This is a genomic window from Thermococcus sp. JCM 11816, from assembly GCF_055396515.1.
Genome location: NZ_AP043741.1, coordinates 717,084 through 737,529, shown reverse-complemented (window position 1 = coordinate 737,529; position 20,446 = coordinate 717,084). Strand labels below are relative to the sequence as shown.

Sequence of the window (20,446 nt, the reverse complement as noted above, 5' to 3'; positions counted from 1 at the left end):
CGATGGCAGGTTTTGGCACCTTAGTCTTGGGAATCGTTTTGCTTTTTGTTTTGATTCTGCTGGCAAGTGCCATAAAGATAGTGAAGGAGTACGAAAGGGCAGTGATCTTCAGGCTTGGTAGGGTCGTTGGAGCTAGAGGTCCCGGACTGTTCTTCATAATCCCGATATTCGAAAAGGCCGTTATCGTTGACCTCCGTACGAGGGTTCTTGACGTTCCAGTTCAGGAGACCATAACGAAGGACAACGTTCCAGTTAAGGTCAACGCCGTTGTTTACTTCCGCGTCGTTGACCCTGTAAAGGCTGTTACTCAGGTCGCCAACTACATAGTGGCCACGAGCCAGATAGCCCAGACCACGCTGAGGAGCGTCATCGGTCAGGCTCATCTCGACGAGCTCTTGAGCGAGAGGGAGAAGCTCAACAGGGAGCTCCAGAAGATAATTGACGAAGCAACAGACCCATGGGGAATAAAGGTCACTACCGTCGAGATAAAGGACGTCGAACTCCCAGCTGGTATGCAGAGGGCGATGGCCAAGCAGGCAGAGGCCGAGCGTGAGAGAAGGGCTAGGATTACCCTGGCGGAGGCGGAGAGGCAGGCTGCTGAGAAGCTCAGGGAGGCCGCGGAGATCATAAGCGAGCACCCGATGGCGCTCCAGCTCAGAACCCTTCAGACCATAAGCGACGTCGCCAGCGACAAGAGCAACGTCATCGTCCTCCCGCTCCCGATGGAGATGCTCAAGCTTTTCAAGAGCTTCGCTGAAGCGGGTCAAGCAGTAAAGAAGAAACTTGAAGCAGAGGAACAATCAGAATGATTAGATGTGTCCTTGGACACATTTTATTTTTTTGGATATCACCACAAAGGCTAAAAAGACTTTTATGTAGGTTCCGCTAGGCATAATCAAATTCAGATGCCATAGTTTTGATCGGGGGTGCTGAGTTTGGAAGGCAGATCAATAGTCTTTGCATCTGGAAAGGGTGGAACCGGTAAGACCACCACAGTCGCCAACCTGGGTGTGGCCCTAGCACAGTTTGGCAAAGAAGTGATTCTGCTGGACGCAGACCTGACGATGGCAAACCTGAGTCTTGTTCTCGGAATGGAAGACATCCCAGTTACACTGCACGATGTACTTGCGAGGGAAGCAGACCTTAAGGATGCAATATACGAAGGTCCCGCTGGCGTTAAAGTAATACCCGGTGGGCTCAGCCTGGAGAAGGTCAAGAAGGCCAAGCCCGAGAGGCTCAGGGAGCTCATGAGGGAGATAAGCCAGCTCGCAGATTTCATTCTCATCGACGCTCCGGCGGGCCTTGAGATGACGTCCGTTACGGCGCTCCTCATTGGAAAGGAGCTCATAGTCGTCACCAACCCTGAGATTTCAGCTATCACTGACTCCCTGAAGACAAAGCTCATAGCGGAGAAGCTCGGAACGCTCCCGCTCGGTGTCATCCTCAACAGAGTCACCAATGAAAAGACAGAACTCACCCAGGATGAGATTGAGGCCATCCTTGAGGTTCCAGTTCTGGCTATGATCCCAGAAGATCCCGAGGTCAAGCGTGCAAGCGCATACGGCGTTCCACTCGTCATTAAGAACCCAACCAGCCCCGCCGCTATAGCTATCAAGCAATTAGCTGCCAAACTTGCGGGAATCAAGTGGCAGCCGCCCGAGCCGGAGAGCCCGATAAAGAGGGTCTTCAAAGCGATCTTCGGAGGGAAGAGGTAATGGCGGCGGCAGTGTTGTACGTCCTGCTGGTGATTCTCCTCATCCTAGTGATAGTCCTTACAATGCTCTACCTCTCAGCTAAGAACAACCCCTACTACGTTGTTTACGACGAGGAAACGAAGACCGCACTCAAGCGCCGTGTCCTCAACCTCAAGGAGGAGTTGGAGGGCGAGCTTGAGCAGTTCGACGTTGAAGACTGGGAGAAAGCCCTGGAAGAGTCAATAGACGAGGAAGTCAGGAGCCTGTGAACGTTTTTCTTTCATTCTTGTTATTAAACATTTCTGTGGCGTTAAATTTTAAAATCTCTTTTTGGATACTTTAGTTGGGTGGGGCGCCATGGTGGCCAGGTTGGGATACAAAAACAAGCTTGTTGAGGTTAGGAATGGCGTTGTATACCTGTTCGATGGAAAGCTCTGGAGCGCCCCACTCGAGAGGGTTGTTGAATACTACCTGGAGGGCCAGGGGGCTATCCCGGGGCCAATTCGGGAAATCGCCAGCGACCTTTATCGCGTTCTTCTTGGAGAAAACCTCGTTAGGGAAATGTTGACCAATTCAGGTGGGCGGTACGGCGAGACGACAGCCAGCTGATATACAGGAACGAGCCTCAATCCTAGCTTTTTTAAGTGGATTTTTCCAGGGGAATATTCAAAAATCTTAAGAACTGTTTTTCTTTAATATACCAATCCCAGGGGGTGGTAGAGTGAAAGCCAAGATCCGCATACTCGATATGTTCAGTGGGAGGTACACTGTTCTAATAAACGAGGAAGATGCCAAGGAGGCAAAGCTTCACCCGGACGACCTCGTTAAGATAGAGGCAGGTAAGAAGGCTGTCTACGGTAGCGTCGCCCTCAGCAACCTCGTCGGAAAGGGTGAGGTCGGTATAAGCAGGGACATCCTTGATCTTCACAACTTCTCTGAGGGTGAAACCGTCAGCGTTATCCCTGCCGGGACTCCAGAGAGCGTCCGCTACATCAAGAAGAAGATGCACGGCGAGAAGCTCAGGAAGGTCGAGATAGAGGCCATCGTGAGGGACATCGTTGACAGGAAGCTCAGGGACATCGAGATAAGCTCCTTCGTGACAGCCCTTGAGATAAACGGCCTCGACATGGACGAGATAGCGGCTCTGACCATAGCGATGGCAGAGACTGGGGACATGCTCGATATTGATCGGAAGCCGATAATGGACGTCCACAGCATCGGCGGCGTCCCGGGAAACAAAACCAACATTCTCGTCGTCCCGATAGTGGCGGCGGCAGGTTTAACTATTCCAAAGACCAGCTCAAGGGCTATCACCAGCGCCGCGGGAACTGCCGACGTTGTCGAGGTTTTTGCGGACGTCAGCTTCTCCCTCGACGAGATAAAGCGCATCGTCGAGAAGGTCGGGGCATGTCTGGTCTGGGGCGGTGCGCTCAACCTGGCACCCGCGGATGACATAACGATAAAGGCCGAGCGTGCGCTGAGCATCGACCCCACTGGCCTGATGCTGGCCAGCATAATGTCAAAGAAGTACGCTATGGGCAGTCAGTACGTTCTCATTGACATCCCGACTGGAAAGGGTGTTAAGGTGGAGACTGTCGAGGAGGCCAGGAGCCTTGCCAGGGACTTCATAGAGCTTGGAAAGAGGCTCGGCCAGTACGTTGAGGTTGCAATAACCTACGGTGGTCAGCCAATAGGACACACCGTCGGCCCTGCCCTCGAAGCCAGGGAGGCCCTCTCCGCTCTCATGACTGGCAAAGGCCCTGGAAGCCTAATAGAAAAGGCCACAGGACTGGCCGGAATACTCCTTGAGATGGGTGGCGTTGCACCCGCCGGAACTGGCAAGAAAATGGCCAAAGAAATCCTCGAGAGCGGCAAGGCCTGGGAAAAGATGAAGGAAATCATCGAGGCCCAGGGCGGAGACCCGAACATCAAGCCCGAGGAGATACCCATCGGCGACAAGACCTACACCTTCACCGCCGCCACGAGCGGTTACGTTACCGCCATAGACAACAGGGCGATAACTGCCATAGCGAGGGCCGCTGGAGCGCCTGAGGACAAGGGAGCTGGAATCGAGCTCTACGTCAAGGTCGGGGAAAAGGTCAAGGAGGGCGACCCGCTCTTCACGATACACGCCGAGCACGAGGCGAGGCTCGACCAGGCTATAGTCCTCGCCAGAAGGACCGAACCGATAAGAATAGAAGGAATGGTTCTCCAGCGAATCGGCAACATCTGATCACTTTCTGCATTCTTCTACCTTTTTCAGGAATTCTTCCCTGGTAAGGCACGGTTCATTCCTCTTCAGCTTGACCGCCGCCACCTTGTAGTTTCCTTTCCCTGCGAAGCGGCAGACCTTCCCGGGTTCGTCTATCAGCCTCGCAACCGCTAAAGTTTCACCGTTGCACTCCACGTAGTCTATCACCGTATCCTGGAAACCTGTAAAGATTATCACGCACTTTCTGTTTGGATTCAGTTGGGCAAGGTCCCTATCAATGGGGGGCAGTTCTTTGACGACGCAGTTTTCAGGATATTTCCCAGCCTTCACTCTCTTGATGAGCTCCGGAGGTTCTCCCGTTCTTTCGAACTCCTCAAGTTCCTCTCTCGATACATCAACGGGTTTCAGTGAGTAGCAGAGAATTCTCTCATCGTGGTACATGAAGTAGGTGCCGTCCTTCAGGAACATGAAGGCAATCCTCTCCCGCGGCTTATCGAAGATGTAGCCTGCGCGACTCTTTTTAACCTGATACATTTGCTCCACCGTGGTGAGTCTTTGAGGGCACTTATAACCCTTCCTGGACAGATTTGCCCAATTCATCTGTCCTCCTTGACTTTCTCCACGACTCTTATGTCCTCAATCCTTGTGAAGGGGTACTGTCCGTTCTCATCCTTCTCGACGGCCTTCACCATGTCCCATATCGTCAGGAGGGCGACGCTGACGCCCGTGAGGGCCTCCATCTCAACGCCGGTCTTATAGTAGGCCCTGACCTCGCAGGTGGCCTCTATGTAGTCGTCTCCAAACTCAAAGGTTATGTCAACACCCGTGAGTGGTATTGGGTGGCAGAGCGGGATCAGCTCGGGGGTCTTTTTCACGGCCAGGATGCCAGCTATCTGGGCCGCTGCTATAACGTTGCCCTTTTTGGTCTTCCCGGCTTTAATCAGCTCTATCGTCTCGGGCTTCAGCCTTATCCTGCCTTTGGCAACGGCCTTTCTGAAAACGACGTCTTTGTGACCAACCTCCACCATCTTAACTCCCTTTTCGTCAACGTGGGTCAAATCCTTCATCTCAATCCCCATACGAGTGAGGGAGCAAAGTTTAAAACCCTGACCCTTAGCCACACTTAGGAGCGGCAAGATTTTTACTATTAAATGGGGTGTTATTATGTCATCACAGGCTATCCTGATCGAAAACCTTACAAAATCATACGGTACGTTCAGGGCCGTGGACGGCCTTACTTTCGACGTGAAAGTGGGGGAAGTTTTTGGATTTCTGGGACCGAATGGAGCTGGAAAGACCACAACGATTCTCAGCATGCTCGGCATCATCATCCCTGACGATGGAAGAATAGAGATACTGGGAATGGACATGTCGAGGGAGCCGATAAAAATCAAGGAGCGCATCGGCTACCTCCCTGAAAACGCCACTATCTACGGCGAACTTACCGCCTGGAAAAACCTGGAGTTCTTTGCCAACTTTTACAGGATGAGCAATTCCGAGAGGGAAAAGCGGATAACTGAACTTCTCAAGAGGGTTGGTCTCTGGGATGCCCGCTATCGGAAGGCCAAGACGTTTTCAAAGGGCATGAAGCAGCGCCTTCTCCTTGCACAGGCTCTTATCAACGACCCGGAGCTGTTGATACTCGACGAACCAACGAGCGGGCTCGATCCAGAGGGAGCGCATTTGGTTAAGGAAGTAATTCGGGAGGCGAAGGCTGAGGGAAGGACCGTCTTCTTCTCAAGCCACATCCTCAGCGAGGTCGAGGAGCTGAGCGACCGCGTCGGCATAATCGTCCGCGGAAGGCTAAAAGCAGTTGGCCCCATACGGGAAATAAAGCGTCAGTTCATGGAGCTTGAGGGCTACGAGATAAAGGTGGAGACGAAAGAGCCCATACCTGAGCTTCGGCATGAGGAAATCACCAGGGTTGAGCGCCTCGCCCCAAATAGGATTATCCTTTTTGCCCGCTCGGATATAAGGGAGTGGCTCTCCCAATACCTCACTTCGAAGGGAGTCACTATCTTGAGCCTTGAGGTTGAAGAACCAAGCCTTGAGGATGTTTTCATGAAGACGATCTACGGGAGGGATGAGGAATGAGGAAAGCCTTTCTCCTTTTGCTGTCCATGCTCCTTCTTTTGCCCCTAGCGAGCGCCCAGCCGTACGTGACGGTCTTTGAAGGACGGATTGCACCGGAACATGCGATAACCGTGGGCGACTACACCGTTACGGTGGTCAAATCAGCAGTGGGGACACCGTATCTCATGCTGAAGAAAGGAGCTGAAATTCTTGAACTCGTGCCCTTTGACTTCGGGGGCGAAATAGAGCGCGATGGCATCAGAGTGGTTATGGGAAGCTACACCCCACAGGGTGGTTTTGTGGTGGTCTCCGTTAAGCCAAAGTTAGTAGCTTCCCTTAAACCGAAGGTTGGGGAGAGGGTCTCGTTCAACGGCACAACGGTCGAAGTTACCTCGGTTGGCGCTGAAACCGTTGATGTTTCAGTAAACGGGGTGACCAAAACGCTTGAAGTCAACGGAAGCGCTGTGGTTGATCTAGTGGCACTCGAATACAATGGAAAGGAGATAAGGGTTTACGTCGCTGACCCCGCCTCGGAGATCGTGAACCTGGAGTACGCGGTCTTCTACCCGTATCGGAAGGTTAGAGCTTCTGGACCCGTTGACGTGCCGATCACTATCACCAGCTCCAGCGACGTTGAGCTGAACCTGAAGCTCGGCATTCTCTCCCTGCCCTCTGGCTGGAAGGCTAACTTCATCTACGGGGGCGTTGAGGTGGGTGAAATATCGGTTCCACCGAAGGGAACGGTCAGCTTGACCCTCCACATTGAGCCGACTGGAAGCGGGGTGGTGAAGTTCACCGTTGGGAACTTCACAGGCAGCCTGGAAGTTGAGAGTGCTGGAATCGAAGTTTCAATTCCCTATCTAAGCTTGGAAGCGGAAGCGGGAACCAGCCTGAGCGTGCCGGTTGCCTTCGCAGGGACGGGAAGGGTTGAGTTCACCCCTGGAAGCGTTCCACCGGGGTGGGGGGTATATCTAACAGACGGCAGGTACAGGCTGAGGAGCTTCGATGTCGATGGAAGCTTCACCGCGGAGCTGGTGGTGGAGATACCGAGAAACGCGACCCTTGGAGACCACATGATAGAGTTCGAGGTTAACGGGCAGAGCTATGCTCTGAACGTTTACGTGTACAAGACGTACCTCGGAGAGCCTGCAAAGCTCACTGTAATCCTCACTGATGAGAGCGGAAACCCCATTCGGGGATGGGTTTCGGTCGGCGGTGAGAACGTTACAGTCTCCCCCGCGGGATCCGCAAACTTTGAGCTCAAGCCAGGGGAGTACACCGTGCTGGCTGGCGCAGAGGGCTGTTCCCCAGTCGAAGAGGACGTTAAGCTCTCCGATGGGGAGGAGAGAACCCTGACCATAAAGCTCAGGCGCGCGGAGTACTACTTCAAGGCTTCCCTAGAGAGGGATGTCCTAACCGTAACATCAGGAAGTGGGGGGAGCGTCGCGATAACTATCAAGAACCTCGGATCCAAGGACGACGATTACAGGGTCACTGTTGAAGGGCTCCCCGAGGGCTGGAGTTACATCCTCAGCCAGGACCCCAAAGGCACCGTTCCAATAGCGAGCATTAAAGTCCCGAGCGGAGAAAGTGGAAGCGCCTATCTAGTCATCATTCCGCCGTTCAACGCAGAATCTGGGGACTTAAACGCCACGGTGGTCGTTTCAGGCTCAAACTCAAGAGTTGAGCTTCCCCTCAAGATTCATGTCGAGAACCCTGCGTCCCTTCGCGTAAACGCGGACAATCCAACCCTGACGGTTAAAGCGGGTGGAAGCACTGCCACTGCACTCTGGCTGGATGCGATGGGAACAGTTACCAACGTCAAGTTCACCGTACAGGCCCCGAGCGGCTGGGACGTTGAAGTTGTCCCATCAACGATTCCCCGCGTTGGGATGGGGGGAAGAGGCGGTGTTTACTGGTCAACGGGGCCGGCCCAGGCCGAACTCAGGATCCGCGTTCCAAAATCAGCTCCCGCAGGTACGTACACTATAACCGTGACGGCTGCGGGTGATCAGGCAAAGGCCGAGACCGTGGTAACCGTCAGGGTTGCTCAGAGCTCAAGCGGTACCTGGATCGGCATCCTCCTCCTTGTGGTGGCGTTCGGCGTGGTGATATGGCTTATGAGGAGGGTAGGCAGGAGATGAACCCCATCTGGAACCTGGCTCTCAAGGAGCTCTACGTCTCTGTAAAGAGCAGAAGGTTCATCGTTATCGTTGCCCTCTACTTTATCATTTTTGGACTGGCCGTCTACTCTATCAAGGATTACCTTGTGCAGATGGGCGTTCCGAGCGTCGACTCCAACGAGCTTGGCCTCTGGGGTGTCAGCGCCGAGATTTACACAACACCCCTCGCGATGCTTTTCACCGTCAACATGACGATAATAACCGTCCTCGGTGCCGTCTTAGGTGTTGCCCTCGGCGCGGACGCGATAAACAGGGAAGTCGAGAGCGGTACAGTGAGGGTACTGCTCGGCCACCCCGTCTACCGCGACGAGATCATAAACGGAAAGTTCCTCGGCATGGGTTTGCTGATAGCCGTGACTTACATGGTCTCTTACATAGTCATGATAGCCGTAATGCTCATCCTCGGAATACCCCTCGACGGAGAATCACTTTTTAGGAGCTTCCTGGCGATTCTGGTGACAATGCTCTACACGATGGTCTTCTTATCCCTGGGAATCCTCCTCTCTACGCTCTCAAAGAAGCCCGAAACCTCAATGCTGGCGGGAGTCGGTCTTGCCATCTTCCTGACGGTGTTCTATGGCATAGTAGTAGGCATAGTCGCTCCAAAGCTCGCTGGCCCCGAACCTCCAATAGGCACAAGTGCCTACCAGATATGGGCAGATGAGCTCCACGTCTGGATGAACAGGCTTCACTCCATAAACCCCGCCCACCACTATGTTCAGCTGGTCAGCTACATCTTCGCAGGCGACAGGTTCTTCAACTACTACATCCCGCTGAGCGATTCACTCATCTACGGCTTCAACAACCTCGCAGCCCTGCTTGTAATGCTGCTCCTGCCCTTTGCCCTGGCTTATGCCAGGTTCCTCACAAGCGATCTGAACTGACTCCTCTCTTTTTAATGTCGAAGAATCAGAAGAACAAAAAACAGAGAAGTTACATCATCCCTTCGCAACGCCCATCGGCCTCATTCTCGCAACGAGGTTCGCTATTCCGGCCTCATGGACGACCTGGACGACGTTGTCCACGCTCTTGTACGCACCTGGGGCCTCCTCGGCAACGACGCGGAGGGAAGCGGCCCTCACGTAGATGCCCCTCTGGAGGAGTTCGTTCCTGAGTCTGTCGCCGCGGTACTGTCTGGTGGCAGCTTTCCTGCTCAGGAGCCTTCCAGCGCCGTGGCAGGAGCTTCCGAAGGTCTCTCTCATCGAGCCCTCCGCTCCAGCGAGGACGTAGCTGGCGGTACCCATCGAGCCTGGAATTAGAACCGGCTGGCCGACGTCCCTGTATGCCCTCGGAACATCCGGGTGGCCAGCGGGGAAGGCCCTCGTAGCGCCCTTCCTGTGCACGACGACCTTCACCTTCTTCCCGTCAACCTCGTGCTCCTCAAGCTTAGCTATGTTGTGGGCGACGTCATAGACGATCTCCATCTCCATGTCTTCTGCTTTCCTCTTGAAGACTTCCTCAAAGCTCTCCCTGACCCAGTGGGTTATCATCTGCCTGTTGGCCCAGGCGAAGTTGGCGGCCGCTTTCATCGCGCTGAAATACTGCTGTCCTTCCTCGCTCTGGAACGGAACGCTCACAAGCTCCCTGTCTGGCCACGGAATTCCGTACTTCCTGTTGGCCTTCTCCATTATTCTCAGGTAGTCGCTCGCAACCTGGTGGCCGAGTCCCCTGCTTCCCGTGTGAACCATGACCACAACTTGGCCCTCGAAGAGGCCGTAGGCCTTGGCTATCTCCTCGTTGTATACCTTGTCAACGTACTGAACCTCAAGGAAGTGGTTTCCGGAGCCAAGGGAACCGAGCTGTGGTGCACCCCTCTGCTTCGCCTTCTGGCTGACGGCATCTGGATCCGCCCCTTCCATCCTTCCGCCTTCTTCGAGATGCTCCAGGTCTCTCTCCCAGCCGTAGCCGTTGTCAACCGCCCACTTGGCACCGTCAGCCAATACATCGTCAAGCTGTGTCCAGTGGAGCCTCACACGCCCCTTGCTTCCGAGTCCGCTCGGGACGTTCTTGAAGAGGGTGTCAACGAGCTCCTTGATTTTCGGTCTAACTTCATCCTTTGTCAAGTTAGTTCTGATGAGCCTGACACCACAGTTAATGTCGTATCCAACACCCCCTGGACTTATTACGCCCTCCTTTGCGTCAAAGGCAGCCACTCCACCGATTGGGAAGCCGTAGCCCTGGTGTCCATCCGGCATTACGATGGAGTACTTGTAGATGCCCGGGAGCATGGCAACGTTCGCGGCCTGCTCAAGCGTCCTGTCCTGCTTCATCTTCTCGATGAGCTGGTCATCAGCGTAGACCCTGCCCGGTACTCTCATCCTCTTGTCAAACTTCGGTATCTCCCAGCGAATCTTGTCTATCCTCTTCAGCGGCACCATCTCTCTCACCCACCCCTTAGGTAGCCCTAAAGTTATTTTAAGGTTTCGAGGAACAAAACCGTTACTCCACCCTAAGCCTCCTCTCCTTCGGGACGTAGTTTAGGAGTCTCCCGTCTTTAGCCTTCGCTGAACCGAGGTAGTAGGAACGCCACTTCAGGATGAACCAGCCGTAGAGATTTTCATCGACCTCGATGCTCTCACCGGCCAGATACCTTCTCGCCCGTTCGTCGTCCAGCTCTACCACGTTCTTCGTCGCCTTCGGCCCGACAAGAAAGCTTCCCTCGATGGTCAGCCTTATCCCGTCGCTCTCGATCCTTCCGAAGTAGAGCCAGCCGTCGTTCCTGCCGACGTCTAGGGGGCAGGGCTTCCTCGCATAGACCTTCTGGTGGTTGCCCCTGATGAGGTATATCAGGTCTGGAGCGTAGCCGTAGTTCTCAATGAGAAGTCTCTTTACAAGCTCTGCATCGTTCGTCTTCCCTATCTCATTCCTCGGGTTCGCCTTCTCCTCACTCACCGCCATCACCCGGCTTGACTATCTTAGCTATGAAGAACGCCTCGGTGTCGTTGTCGTTCGGGTGGATCCTCAAAGCTTTCTTCAGCTCCTCCGAGTACTTCTTCCCCTCCCATTCAAGCACCGGCTCGCTGGTCTTAACTGTAAGGTCTATCCTCTCAAGCCTCGCGTCTGTCTTCCTGAGGAGATAATCCACGACCTCCTCGTTTTCTAGGGGGTCTATCGTGCAGGTTGAGTACACCATAACTCCACCGGGCTTTAAGGCCCTGTAGCCGGCCAAGATGAGCCTCTTCTGAACGTTCATGTACTTAACCACGGCTTTCTCGCGCCACTCCCTCAGGAAGCGCCAGCTCTTCCTTATCATCCCCACCGAGGAGCAGGGAGCATCGAGGAGAACCCTGTCAAAGGTGTTTTCGAAGCGGGCAAAGCTTGCCCCGTCTCTGGTTGTTACCCTCGCTATGAGAACTCCCATCCTGTTGAGGTTGGCTATCAGAACGTTCGCTCTGTCCCTGTTTGGGTCGTTTGCTATTATGCAACCCTCGTTCTGCATGTATTGCGCTATCTGTCCAGTTTTTGACCCCGGTGCCGCAGCCATGTCTAGAACGAGTTCTCCCGGCTTCGGGTCGAGAACGACCGGAGGTATCATCGAGCTGGCCTCCTGGCCGAAGACCAGGCCGAGGCCGTGCTCCGGAACCCTAGCGAGGTTGTCCACGTTTATGAAGAAGCCCTCGCGAACCCAGGGGATCGGCTCAAGCTCAAACTCCTCTTTAAGCCTCTCAACGATGACCTCTAGAGGTGCCTTTAGGGTATTTACCCTGATGCTCTGCCTGAGCGGCCTTATCAGGAACTCCCAGAACTCGTCGCTGTCCTCTAACTTCGAATACCTCTCGTAAAAGGCTGGATTCGCCTCCTTAACAACGTCCCTCGCGCTCATGGTGATCCCTCACAGGTCTGGAACGAACTGCGCCATCCATCTTCCATCGGGGAGCTTTTCAATCTTCATGTCGTGGTACGTTATTGCCTTGACTTCTTCCTTCGGCTCGTGCTTTTCTGGGTCGAGGACTTCTCCACAGGCCTTGGCCTTGAGTTTGTAGCCGTTCTCAGTCTTCTCTATCTGAACCTTAACGTCCCCGAAAACCAGCCCTTCCATGTCGTGAAGAACCAAAAGCTCCTCAAGGAAGCTGTATAGAAGTGCCTCAAGGTCTTCCTCCTCAACTTCAACTTCCCTGCACTCCTTAGGCTCGACTTTCTTAACGTTCACCATGACGTCGAAGAGACCGAGTGCAACGGCCTCAAAGGCCTCCTCCAGCGTTGAGCCGTAACCGCGAACGCCTATATCAGCAGTGTGCTCGTAGTGTTCCCATTTCCTCATACTCTCACCCCCTCACCCATTATTCTCTTTTCTCTATCGTCTCGCATCTCCCTCACGAGCTTTCCGCTGTCCTCTCTTGGAACATCCAGAGGTTTAAAGAACTCCCATTCCTCTTCCACGTTTCCACCTGAAGAGAATTCGAGTGAGTTTTTATAAATCCCACTAATCGAAACCGTTAATTAGACCGCCGTCTAAATGGTAGGGGTGGTGACATGAGGGAGATAACGCCGAGGAAGATAATCGAGATGAAGGGGAAGGAAAAGATAGCGATGGTAACGGCTTACGATTATCCCTCCGCTCTTCTCGCCGACAAGGCTGGCATGGACATAGTCTTCGTCGGAGACTCGCTCGGGATGGTTGTCTACGGCGAGCCTAACACTCTCAACGTCAGCATGGAACAGATGGTCTTCCACACGCGGGCAGTTGCCAAGGCCGTAAAGAGGGCTCTAGTTCTCGCGGACATGCCCTTCGGAAGCTACGAGGTCAGCGTCGAAGAAGGCGTTAAGAACGCGATGAGGCTAATTCGGGCTGGAGCTGATGCGGTAAAGATAGAAGGCGGCTACGATCACAAAAAGCTCGTTAAAAAGCTCGTCCGCATGGGAATCCCAGTCATGGGCCATACGGGGCTTACTCCACAGCGCTACCTCCGCCTTGGGGGCTACAGACTGATGGGTGAGACTGAGGAAGAGATCGAGGAGATTCTGCGCGATGCCAAGGCCCTTGAAAAGGCCGGCGCCTTCGCTGTGGTTCTTGAGTTCGTTCTTGCAGATGTGGCAAAGCTCGTGACGGAGGAGGTTTCAATCCCGACCATAGGCATCGGGGCGGGGCCTCACGTTGACGGCCAGGTCTTGGTGTGGCACGACCTCCTCGGAATCTACGAGAACGTTCCCCCATTTGTCAAGAAGTATGCCGATTTAGCCAGCATAATTCAGCTCGCCCTCGAGAACTACCGCGAGGAAGTCAAAGAGGGTAGATTCCCGGCTAAAGAGCACTACTGGGAGTTCCTCGACAAGGACGACTTCGAGAGAAAGAAGATGAAGGCCCTTGAACGCCTGGAGGACGAATGATGCTCGGTGGTATGAGGATAAGCGTGGTAATTCCTGCATACAACGAGGAGAAGCGGCTTCCAAAAGTCCTTGAGCGGATTCCTGAGATCGTTGACGAAGTTATTGTGGTTGATGACGGTTCGTCCGACGGCACTTACTCCTCTGCTCTCTCCTTTTCCGAAAAAGATCCTCGGGTTAAGGCCTTCAGGCTTGAGAAGAACTGCGGCAAGGGCTGTGCTATGAGAGAGGGCATAAAGCACGCCACCGGAGACATCGTGGTCTTCATGGACGCCGACGGCCAACACCTCCCAGAAGAGATTGGAAAGCTTGTGGGGCCAATAGTTGAGGGGAGGGCAGACCTCGTAATCGGTGCAAGGAAGGTCGAGGTGCAGGGTAAGAGACCACTCCACAGGAGGCTGAGCAACATAATAACGACGAGGCTCATCAGACTGAAGCTTGGGACTTACGTCTACGACACCCAGAGCGGCTTTAGAGCTTACAGGCGGGGGTTTCTACCCGAGATAGAGAGCGACCGCTACGAGGTAGAAACCGAGATGCTGATAAAAGCTGCAAAAATGGGGGCGAAAATAGTCGAGGTTCCTGTCAGTATGATATACGGTGTGGAGACAGGACATTTTAGGGCTGGGGATGTATTTAGATTCCTGCTGGCCCTGTTGAGAGGGTGATTGCCTTTTTAGGGGCTCTTGAATTAGCGTTTGTTGTGTCTCTTATTGTTCAGCAGTGGTCCATCAAACTCTTCAGCTCTTTTGAGAACTCATTGGATTTTCTACCCAAAATCCAAAGGTTTATAAGAAGTTTTTGCAATTCCTATAATAAGGGTTGCATAATACTCAACGGATTCATTGGTGCAAGGGGATACGAGCGGCTTGTTGCAGTTGTGCTCTCGGGCGACAGGGATTGTATCAGTGTTTGCAGTGGCTTTTCTACTAAATTTTGACCCTTTTAGCGTTAGGGCACACATTGTAGATAACTGGTGAGAAATAGTCCAGACATCAAAAGGGAGCTACTCAGCGGCAATGATGAGCAGGTGTTGGAAGTGAGAATGGCTTTCCGAATAATATAATGGAGCCGGGACCGGGATTTGAACCCGGGACCTGCGGATTACGAGTCCGCCGCCCTGCCGAGCTAGGCTACCCCGGCACGTTTAAAAGTGGGGGGAGAGCGATTTATAAGCTTTTTCCTCATGGCTGGTTCAGTAGCGCCCTGAACAGCAGTATCCACTTCTGGGGTTCTAGCGAAAACAGCAGCAAAAGAGCCGCCAGCAGAAAGTTCAGTAAGGTGATGGCACTCAGGGATCTAATCTCCAGCTGGTACAGGGTTCTTGGTATTTTTGCCATCCACCCATCGGTCAGCGATGAAATTGCCCACGCAAGGAGGAACCCAGTCAGGACATCGTATATCCAGTGGTGTATCAGCAAGACCGTTGCAAAGGGGATCAGGGTGTTGATAGTCAAAAGCACCTTTCCACCAAGCCTTTTCCGGTATTTCCATATGGTAATTATGTGAATCGCCGCAAACGTGTTGTGGAGTGAAGGGAGTACGAACTCCTGCCTCGTAAAAAGGTTGTCAGTGTCGTATCCTGGAACGTTGTAAACGTAGTGCGGCGCATAAATGTGGAACGTTAAATATATCGCTCCCGCCGTGGCATAGGCGATGAAGTATCTGGCGAGCAGTTCATCCGACGTTTGGAAGTCCTTGAGGTAGATAAGGACGTAGAGAACCATGAACGCTATGGATCCAGCGAATCCAATGTAATAAACTGCGTTTAGGAGATGATATACGGGAGGAATGCTTTTAGTTGTGTTTAACAGTGTTAGAATGAAATCACGAGAGTTGAACGGGAGCTTGATAAATTGCTCCGTTACGTCAACACTCCACCGCCCGATGTATATGTACAGAATACTGAAAAACATCCACCCAAAGTAACTCAAAAGAAACGCGTTTAGTCTAACTAGGACGTCTTTTGCGATCCTTGATTTGATGTCATCACAAAGATGGCCGTTCACTTCTCATCACCAGGAGTCAATGATTTAACTTTCAGTAGTATCATCCCCAGATTTTGGACATTGGCTTATAAAATTTTTTGGTAGTATCCACGTCAAAAGTTGAAACTAACTCAGATCAAGTCCTGGAGGATCTTTTGGAACTCTCCCAAAGAGGCACGGACAACCGGGTATTTGGGTGTAAACGGACATGGGGGCTCTTTCCTTGAACTTATCTCGAACGTCCCTATTTCTTTTGCTATTCTCACTATCTCCTCCTTGTCCAGTCCTATGAGTGGCCTTAAGATTGGCAGGTCGCTGGCAGTGCTCACAACCATCAGGTTGTCGAGGGTCTGGGAAGCGACCTGTCCGAGGGAATCGCCCGTTATTATTGCACTCGCCCCGATTTCGTGGCCGATCCTGCAGGCTTTTCTCAGCATCAGCCACTTGCACAGGACGCAGGTGTATCTGCCTTTTCCTAGTTCTCTCAGTTTTTCAAAGGCTGGAACGTGTTCCTCGGAGAAGTCCACGAAGATTGGGTCGCTGAGCTTCCCGTAGCGCTTCAGGATCTCGACTATCTCCGAGGCCTTTTCTTCCTTGATGGAGTCCTGCCTGAAGTGGATGGGCGTTATCTCTACGCCCCTCCTCAGCATTAGGTAAATGGCCACGGGCGAATCAATGCCAGAGCTGAGCAGGGCGACGGCTTTCATGGTCTATCCTCTCTAGAGGCCCCTTTAAGGCTCTTTCCAGAACCTAAAGTTTGAAACCTTTAAGGAGTAAGAGGCCAATGTAAGCGAACCACGCTAATATCGTGGCAGCCCCCACCAGCTCGGGGATTGCGAGTCCCTTGAAGACCCTCGTGAGGTAGAGCATCGCGAAGAAAGTTACGACCGCCAAAACGCTCCACAGGTAGCCAAACTTCACTCCGGAGCGCCAGAGCTTGATGCCGATTATTGCTATGTCAGTCAGCGCCAGCAGGTAGAAGAGAACCGCCGATGGCGCGTGGAGCGCCTTTTCCTCGGGAAAGACGCCGACGAGGAACAGGAAAATCGCCGCCGCTGGCATCAAGTAGCTGAGCCCGTTTCTAAAGGCCGCTATCGATGGAACCAGTGTTATCAGCGCGTAAACCATCAGGAAGCCGTTGAACCACCAGCGAGCGGGATTTTTAAGGGAACCCATGTCGCTGAGGGCGTTGTCGGTGAAGGAGAACCAGGGGTTCTGATGTATCACTATTGAAAGTCCGACTATAAAAATGAGGGGAAGGGCGAGCGCAATGTAACCGCCGAGCCTTGTTATGTTCATACTATCACCTCAGCACTCCCTTTTTCTCGGCTCCTCCCCGAATATCGCCATGTAAATCTTCCTGAACTCTTCCCATGAACCTCTAATCACGGGATGCTTGGGGATAAACGGTATCTCGTCCTCAGGGAGAGTTGAAAGCTCAAACGTGCCTATCTTCTTCGCTATATCGACTATTTCCTCCTTGTCAAGCCCTATGAGCGGACGGTAGATGGGCAGGTCGCTTGCCTGGCTGACGATGTACATGTTCTCGAGGGTTTGGCTTGCCACCTGTCCAAGCGAGTCGCCCATGACTATTCCCTTTGCTCCGAACTCCTTCGCTATCCTATCCGCGTGCTTAACCATCATGAACTTGCACAGTACGCAGGTGTACTTCTCCTTCCCGAGCTCTTTGACCTTCTTCAGCATCTCCTCTCTGTTCTGCGGTTTTACGACAATAAGCTCAGCCTTTCCGCCATAGTGGTACTTCTTGAGCTGGTTCCATATCTTGCGCACCTTTTCAAGGGTCTTTTCGCCCATGTATATGTGAACAGGGATGACCTCGACCCCGCGCTTCATCATCAGGAACGCTGCAACTGGCGAATCTATGCCACCGCTGAGCAGTGCAACGACCTTGCCCTGCGTCCCTATCGGGAGTCCTCCCCAGGCCCTGATTTTGTCAACAAAGATGTAGGCCTTCCCCTCCATCAGCTCAACGCCGACCTCGATGTCGTATTCGTGCAGATTGACCTCGCTCTCCTCGTTTTCGAGGATGTACTCACCTACCTTGGCCTGGATTTCGGGGCTCTTCAGCGGGAACTCCTTGGTTATCCTCCTCGCGGTAACCCTGAACTTCGGTTTTTCAAGGTTGAGCTCTCTCTTTTTCTTCCTGAAGAGTTTGAGGGCGGTCTTGTTGATCTTCTCAAGCTCTGCATCGACTTCCATTGCAGGTGAGAGCGATACTATTCCAAAGACCCTCGTGAGGACTTCCGTTGCTTCCCTGGCCCTGTTTGTCCTCACCAGGACTCTGCCGTGCTTTGCCTCCACTTTCTTGAAGTCGATCCCCTCGCTCACGAGAGCCTCCCTGATGTTGTTCATGAGTATGTTCTCAAACCACCTTCTCGTCTGCCGGGACTTCGTTCCAATCTCGCCGTACCTAACTATGACCACGTTGAACATAACCTCACCCCACTGGAGCCTTTATCACTATCTCAACGTACTTCTGGATGACCTCATAGAGGACGAGGCCGAGGACGTAGGATGAGAGCAGTATCAGCTCGTTCATCTCGAATATGTGCCTGGCGAGCTCCTTGGCCCTCGGCGTGGCATTAACTATCGTCTGCATGTACTTTCTCTTCAGTTTTTGATTGATCAGGATGAAGCCCACGAGAATCAGAACACCAGCTAACCCCCACATCTTCCCAAATCCGAGCATCAGGAAGAGCGTTGATGTCATCGTCAGCCAGCCGCCGACGAGACCGAGGGCTATGACGAACTCTATCATCCTTTCACCTAAACGAGTAGGGGAAAAGGGAATAAAAAAAGTTTGTGGAGCTTGGAAAGGCGGTTCTTAGTTTTTGTATTCGGTCTTGAAGTTGTTATGATCTGTTCTCGACCTCTATGTTGTGAATCAAAACCTTTAGCCTCTCGATGAAGTCTTCGCTTATGGGCATGTTTTCCCTAATTAGTGTCTTAACGGCTTCTATTGCCCTCCCAAGGTCTTCGAGGTTCTGAGTGGTGTAGAACTTGAGGTCGTTGAGCGTATTTAGTAGCTCTGCCCTATTGTTGAGCTGTGCATAAGCCAATGCGAGCTTGCCCAGGGTTTCAACTACGATCAACCTGTTTCTCATTATTTCTTCTGGCGTTGTGCTCTTCTTTAGGGCCGAAATACTCTGACTGAGAGTCTTTTTGAGTTCTTGGACTTCACTCTCCAGCTCTGCTTTCCTCTTCTCAGCCTCTTCTAGTTTTTCAAGATCTCTCATGAATTCATCAACGCTCTGGTAGCGGTCTTCCTTTCTCTTTGCTAGAAGCCTCTCAAAGATTCCATCGTACTTTGCCAGCTCAGGGTTTATCTCCGACGGCTTCTTCGACTTGTAGTTCTCGTCGGTTATCTTTCCGAAGACTTCCTCGTAGGTGTAGCCCTCAAAGGGGAGCTCTCCAGTTAACAGCTCGTAGAACATAACCCCGAGCTGGTATATGTCCGTCCTTGCATCAGTGTGCCCGTACTTGCTTGGCATCAGGTGTTCTGGAGCCGCGTAGAGGGGGGTATAGCCAAGCACACTCCTGCTTGAACTCATGGTTCCAATCTTCGCTAGCCCCCAATCAGTTATTTTTGGTGTTAGGTCGCTCTTCAGGAGAACGTTCTGAGGCTTGAGATCGCGGTGGTAAATACCCTTAGAGTGGGCATGCTTAAGCCCTTCAGCGATTCCTCTGATGATTTTTAAAGCAGTTTCCTCGTCAACAGGCTTTGGATATTTGTCAAGGTCTCTAATGGTCTTTCCGTTCAGTTCGAATCCTTCAACGTACTCCATCTCCAGGTGTGGGACGGGGAAGATGTCCGCGTCGTGGAGCTTTACAATGTTGGGATGGTTGAGCTGGAGCCAGGTTGAAACCTCCCTGAGGAAGGTCTTGCTCGTCTTCTCATCTATGCGCGGGATTTTCACTGCGACGATTTTGCCGTCCGACTTGCGCTTAACCTTATATACTCTAGCGAAGCCGCCTTCTCCAATGAATTCGAGGGGTTCATAGCGGGGCAGGAGAGCGGAGGGGAAGCCTGGGGGGGTCTCTTCTTCTTGGGGTGGAAGATGGGCTGGCTGTGGAGTATGTTTGAGTGTGGGCTCTTCCTCTTTTTCAGCAGGTTTTGGAGTTTCTGAGAACTTTGATCTGGGTTTTTCCCCTGGTGATTTGGCATTTTTACCTTTTCTAGATCGGAGTTTAACAACTACTCCCCCGATCACCGCTAGGATAATGAGTGCCCCAAAGGCGTAGGGAAGCTTTGATAAAGTTTTTGAGAGAGCAGAGTTTACTGGGGTAAATGGAGACTGCGAAGGTGCTCCTGTAGTTGATGTTTTGGTAATCGTTGTGGTATACGTTGTTGTTGCAGTGTTATGAACAGATGCCGTGGTAGTCATGTCGGAACCTGATGAAGTTGAGATCAGTGTTTGAGCTTTCGTTTTTGTTAGATTTAATGCCCAGTGTAGTATATTTGCTATGGCAGTTGGCCCGTCGAGGGGTTTCTGGTAGTACAAGCTATTCCACATCGGCTCGTAGCTGCCTATGGGGCTCTCACCGCTGATGATGATCACGCTGGGCTTCTTGTCCTCAAGCTCTATGATCTGAGCAGCAACAATCGGGAACTCGCCCTGATCACCGGCAGTGTAAGCTTTGGCAGGAGGGCCGTTGTTCTCGGTTATGTGAGAACTACTGTTGCTGCGGATGAGGATGTAGGCGTTTTGGGGCTTCTCCTCTGATGTGAGAGGGTGCCAGTTACCGCTTCCATCGACACCGTCAACCCAGGCGACAACACCCGGACCGTGGGTGAGAACAGAACCACCGTGCTGGAATCCTCTAACAAGGATGTCCCTATTTGGGGTGGCCTTATCCGGGTCGGCGTAAGCAACGACACGGTAGGGCTTTCCACCCGCGTTGCTGACCGGGTCTTCTACTGAGGCTTGGTCGAGCCTGAGGTTGGTCAAA

General features: G+C 52.7%; 23 protein-coding genes and 1 tRNA gene. 10 read left to right on the top strand and 14 right to left on the bottom strand.

All coding sequences use genetic code 11. The annotated features are described in order from the left end of the window. Nucleotides 1-2: 2 nt before the first annotated feature. The 5 genes from ACZ5TN_RS04090 to ACZ5TN_RS04070 all read left to right on the top strand — a co-directional run bounded on the left by ACZ5TN_RS04090 (nucleotide 3) and on the right by ACZ5TN_RS04070 (nucleotide 3,927). Nucleotides 3-809: a slipin family protein gene (locus ACZ5TN_RS04090; protein ID WP_011249303.1), complete on the top strand. Its 807-nt coding sequence runs from the start codon at nucleotides 3-5 to the stop codon at nucleotides 807-809. 126 nt (nucleotides 810-935) lie between these two features. After that, nucleotides 936-1,715: a cell division ATPase MinD gene (minD, locus tag ACZ5TN_RS04085; RefSeq protein ID WP_011249304.1), complete on the top strand. Its 780-nt coding sequence runs from the start codon at nucleotides 936-938 to the stop codon at nucleotides 1,713-1,715. Continuing rightward, the gene (locus ACZ5TN_RS04080) at nucleotides 1,715-1,963 is read left to right on the top strand and encodes a hypothetical protein (protein WP_464917237.1); all 249 of its coding nucleotides are present in this window, start codon (nucleotides 1,715-1,717) and stop codon (nucleotides 1,961-1,963) included. Before minD ends, ACZ5TN_RS04080 begins: the two co-directional genes overlap by 1 nt. An 88-nt stretch (nucleotides 1,964-2,051) precedes the next feature. Next, nucleotides 2,052-2,303: a hypothetical protein gene (locus tag ACZ5TN_RS04075; RefSeq protein ID WP_464917236.1), complete on the top strand. Its 252-nt coding sequence runs from the start codon at nucleotides 2,052-2,054 to the stop codon at nucleotides 2,301-2,303. A gap of 112 nt (nucleotides 2,304-2,415) precedes the next feature. Next, nucleotides 2,416-3,927, top strand: coding sequence for an AMP phosphorylase (locus tag ACZ5TN_RS04070; protein WP_464917235.1), 1,512 nt, complete (start codon nucleotides 2,416-2,418; stop codon nucleotides 3,925-3,927). On the opposite strand, the gene ACZ5TN_RS04065 is transcribed toward ACZ5TN_RS04070, so the two are convergent. Together ACZ5TN_RS04065 and moaC are read right to left on the bottom strand one after the other, a co-directional pair. Further along, complete coding sequence (locus ACZ5TN_RS04065) at nucleotides 3,928-4,440, bottom strand: hypothetical protein (RefSeq protein WP_464917498.1); 513 nt, start codon at nucleotides 4,438-4,440, stop codon at nucleotides 3,928-3,930. A 62-nt stretch (nucleotides 4,441-4,502) separates the two neighbouring features. Continuing rightward, nucleotides 4,503-4,973, bottom strand: a complete 471-nt coding sequence (gene moaC / locus ACZ5TN_RS04060) for a cyclic pyranopterin monophosphate synthase MoaC (RefSeq protein WP_464917497.1) — start codon at nucleotides 4,971-4,973, stop codon at nucleotides 4,503-4,505. A 97-nt stretch (nucleotides 4,974-5,070) separates the two neighbouring features. On the opposite strand from moaC, the gene ACZ5TN_RS04055 reads away from it, so the two are divergent. The 3 genes from ACZ5TN_RS04055 to ACZ5TN_RS04045 are packed head-to-tail and all read left to right on the top strand — an operon-like array spanning nucleotide 5,071 to nucleotide 9,046. Beyond that, a complete protein-coding gene (locus ACZ5TN_RS04055) occupies nucleotides 5,071-6,000 on the top strand; it encodes an ABC transporter ATP-binding protein (protein WP_011249310.1) in 930 nt (309 codons plus the stop codon). Further along, nucleotides 5,997-8,123, top strand: coding sequence for a COG1470 family protein (locus ACZ5TN_RS04050; RefSeq protein ID WP_464917234.1), 2,127 nt, complete (start codon nucleotides 5,997-5,999; stop codon nucleotides 8,121-8,123). The genes ACZ5TN_RS04055 and ACZ5TN_RS04050 overlap by 4 nt, the downstream gene beginning before the upstream one ends. Further along, nucleotides 8,093-9,046, top strand: coding sequence for an ABC transporter permease (locus ACZ5TN_RS04045; protein WP_464917233.1), 954 nt, complete (start codon nucleotides 8,093-8,095; stop codon nucleotides 9,044-9,046). Before ACZ5TN_RS04050 ends, ACZ5TN_RS04045 begins: the two co-directional genes overlap by 31 nt. A gap of 54 nt (nucleotides 9,047-9,100) precedes the next feature. Here the strand turns inward: ACZ5TN_RS04045 and ACZ5TN_RS04040 are convergent, their stop codons facing one another. The 5 genes from ACZ5TN_RS04040 to ACZ5TN_RS04020 form a co-directional block, all read right to left on the bottom strand. After that, a complete protein-coding gene (locus ACZ5TN_RS04040) occupies nucleotides 9,101-10,357 on the bottom strand; it encodes an RtcB family protein (protein ID WP_464917496.1) in 1,257 nt (418 codons plus the stop codon). 244 nt (nucleotides 10,358-10,601) lie between these two features. After that, nucleotides 10,602-11,060, bottom strand: coding sequence for a methyltransferase RsmF C-terminal domain-like protein (locus ACZ5TN_RS04035; RefSeq protein ID WP_464917232.1), 459 nt, complete (start codon nucleotides 11,058-11,060; stop codon nucleotides 10,602-10,604). Beyond that, on the bottom strand, nucleotides 11,047-11,985 hold the full coding sequence (locus ACZ5TN_RS04030; RefSeq protein ID WP_464917231.1) for a tRNA (cytosine(49)-C(5))-methyltransferase: 939 nt from the start codon (nucleotides 11,983-11,985) through the stop codon (nucleotides 11,047-11,049). Before ACZ5TN_RS04030 ends, ACZ5TN_RS04035 begins: the two co-directional genes overlap by 14 nt. Nucleotides 11,986-11,994: 9 nt before the next feature. Then, nucleotides 11,995-12,423, bottom strand: coding sequence for an archease (locus tag ACZ5TN_RS04025; protein ID WP_464917230.1), 429 nt, complete (start codon nucleotides 12,421-12,423; stop codon nucleotides 11,995-11,997). Continuing rightward, nucleotides 12,420-12,542, bottom strand: a complete 123-nt coding sequence (locus ACZ5TN_RS04020) for a hypothetical protein (RefSeq protein ID WP_011249317.1) — start codon at nucleotides 12,540-12,542, stop codon at nucleotides 12,420-12,422. Before ACZ5TN_RS04020 ends, ACZ5TN_RS04025 begins: the two co-directional genes overlap by 4 nt. A 93-nt stretch (nucleotides 12,543-12,635) precedes the next feature. Here ACZ5TN_RS04020 and panB point away from each other — a divergent pair, with 93 nt between their 5' ends. Further along, on the top strand, nucleotides 12,636-13,490 hold the full coding sequence (gene panB / locus ACZ5TN_RS04015) for a 3-methyl-2-oxobutanoate hydroxymethyltransferase (RefSeq protein WP_464917229.1): 855 nt from the start codon (nucleotides 12,636-12,638) through the stop codon (nucleotides 13,488-13,490). Continuing rightward, nucleotides 13,490-14,155 (top strand): glycosyltransferase family 2 protein, encoded by a 666-nt coding sequence (locus ACZ5TN_RS04010; RefSeq protein ID WP_464917495.1) that lies wholly within the window; start codon nucleotides 13,490-13,492, stop codon nucleotides 14,153-14,155. Before panB ends, ACZ5TN_RS04010 begins: the two co-directional genes overlap by 1 nt. Nucleotides 14,156-14,553: 398 nt before the next feature. On the opposite strand, the gene ACZ5TN_RS04005 is transcribed toward ACZ5TN_RS04010, so the two are convergent. From ACZ5TN_RS04005 to ACZ5TN_RS03975, 7 genes are all read right to left on the bottom strand, one after another. Continuing rightward, nucleotides 14,554-14,630 (bottom strand) — tRNA-Thr (locus ACZ5TN_RS04005). A gap of 41 nt (nucleotides 14,631-14,671) precedes the next feature. Beyond that, the gene (locus tag ACZ5TN_RS04000; RefSeq protein WP_464917228.1) at nucleotides 14,672-15,403 is read right to left on the bottom strand and encodes a phosphatase PAP2 family protein; all 732 of its coding nucleotides are present in this window, start codon (nucleotides 15,401-15,403) and stop codon (nucleotides 14,672-14,674) included. Between the two features lie 203 nt (nucleotides 15,404-15,606). Next, the gene (locus tag ACZ5TN_RS03995; protein WP_464917227.1) at nucleotides 15,607-16,182 is read right to left on the bottom strand and encodes a 7-cyano-7-deazaguanine synthase; all 576 of its coding nucleotides are present in this window, start codon (nucleotides 16,180-16,182) and stop codon (nucleotides 15,607-15,609) included. 43 nt (nucleotides 16,183-16,225) lie between these two features. Beyond that, entirely contained in the window at nucleotides 16,226-16,774 is a 549-nt protein-coding gene (locus ACZ5TN_RS03990) for a DUF998 domain-containing protein (RefSeq protein WP_464917226.1), read from the bottom strand. A gap of 9 nt (nucleotides 16,775-16,783) precedes the next feature. Continuing rightward, the gene (gene thiI / locus ACZ5TN_RS03985; protein ID WP_464917225.1) at nucleotides 16,784-17,929 is read right to left on the bottom strand and encodes a tRNA uracil 4-sulfurtransferase ThiI; all 1,146 of its coding nucleotides are present in this window, start codon (nucleotides 17,927-17,929) and stop codon (nucleotides 16,784-16,786) included. Between the two features lie 4 nt (nucleotides 17,930-17,933). Further along, nucleotides 17,934-18,254: a hypothetical protein gene (locus ACZ5TN_RS03980; protein WP_048053654.1), complete on the bottom strand. Its 321-nt coding sequence runs from the start codon at nucleotides 18,252-18,254 to the stop codon at nucleotides 17,934-17,936. A 94-nt stretch (nucleotides 18,255-18,348) separates the two neighbouring features. Beyond that, the gene (locus tag ACZ5TN_RS03975) at nucleotides 18,349-20,445 is read right to left on the bottom strand and encodes a serine/threonine-protein kinase (protein WP_464917224.1); all 2,097 of its coding nucleotides are present in this window, start codon (nucleotides 20,443-20,445) and stop codon (nucleotides 18,349-18,351) included. Nucleotide 20,446: the final 1 nt, after the last annotated feature.